Origin of the sequence: Nonomuraea basaltis, from assembly GCF_005893125.1 — a bacterium.
GTDB classification, from domain to species: domain Bacteria; phylum Actinomycetota; class Actinomycetes; order Streptosporangiales; family Streptosporangiaceae; genus Nonomuraea; species Nonomuraea basaltis.
Window position 1 is genome coordinate 1 of sequence record NZ_VCJS01000582.1, and the last position, 1109, is coordinate 1109.

The following is a 1109-nucleotide window of genomic DNA, read 5'->3' on the forward strand; positions in this document are numbered from 1 at the left end:
TCCAAGCGGCCAAGAACGAGACCGGCCTGGACCACTACCAGGTCCGCCGGTTCGACGCCTGGCATCGGCACATCACCCTCGCGATGCTCGCCCACGCCTATCTGGCCGTCACCGCAGCTCACGCCCCAAAAGCCCAAGCGGCCTGGTCCGTCTCACACCCGCCGAGATCCGCCGTCTCCTGGCACACCTGACCACGACGATCATCAGACCGCTCGACTTCGCCCTTGCCTGGTCCGCTCGCCGCCGCCAGGACCAGACCCGCGCCCGCAGCAGCCACTACTGGAAACGCTGGCTTAAACATCACAAAATCAGGTTGTAGTACTAGGGCTCGCACTCGATCGGGGATGACCTCAGGTCAAGTGTCCGGAGTGCGGGGGAAAGCTCAGGTTGAGTCGGGTCAGCTCGCCGTACAGGTCGACGGCCTGCTGGGAGGCTTTCAGGGCGTTCTGGTGCTGGCCGACGTTGCGCAGGCGGTTCGCATGGGTGAGATGGAGCGCGGCTCGTGGCGCCGGGTCTTGAGTGGTGGCCAGGCGGTGGGCGGTCAGCCGGGTGGACAGGGCGGCGATCCCAAGGTCGAGGTCGATGTGCCGACCGGACGGCAGGCAGGCTTCGATGGCCTCCAGAAGGGCCGGTTCGATGTCGGGCAGGTCGGCCAGGGCGGCGAGGGCGGCGCCACCGGCGTTCAGCATGAGCTGGAGGTGGGCACCTCAGACAACAGACGCCGGGTGACGGCATACACCATCGACAAGATCACGAAACATGATCCCAGGTGACCCGGACCAGCCATTCGGCGCCCCAGAGCCCTTCCTCCCACCGGACGAAGGGCTCTGCGCTTGAAGTACTCGAGTTCTTGAGCCCCACACCCGCTCCCGAGGCCAACCGAATGGCTCCCACTGGGAACCGGCCGGCAACCCCATACCCGGCGCCGGAAGCGATCCCACCGTGCCAGAGTGATCCACATGATCCCCGCGCACGTCCCCGACGAGCCACCGCTCACCTACGCCGACAGCTTCGACGTACCGGTCCTTTTCCGTAACGGGCCTGCGAAGAAGCCCAGGAGGCAGTGGCGGACGGCCAAGCACAAGCCGTGGGCGTGTCTCTTATACACA

1 protein-coding gene and 1 pseudogene are annotated in these 1109 nt (G+C 66.1%); one reads left to right on the forward strand and one right to left on the reverse strand.

Annotation, left to right across the window (positions count from 1 at the left end; genetic code table 11):
- Positions 1–191: pseudogene (locus EJK15_RS69495) on the forward strand (IS701 family transposase); the annotation flags it as partial.
- Between the two features lie 159 nt (positions 192–350).
- Here EJK15_RS69495 and EJK15_RS69500 read toward each other — a convergent pair.
- Complete coding sequence (locus EJK15_RS69500; RefSeq protein ID WP_138720957.1) at positions 351–689, reverse strand: hypothetical protein; 339 nt, start codon at positions 687–689, stop codon at positions 351–353.
- Between the last annotated feature and the right edge of the window lie 420 nt (positions 690–1109).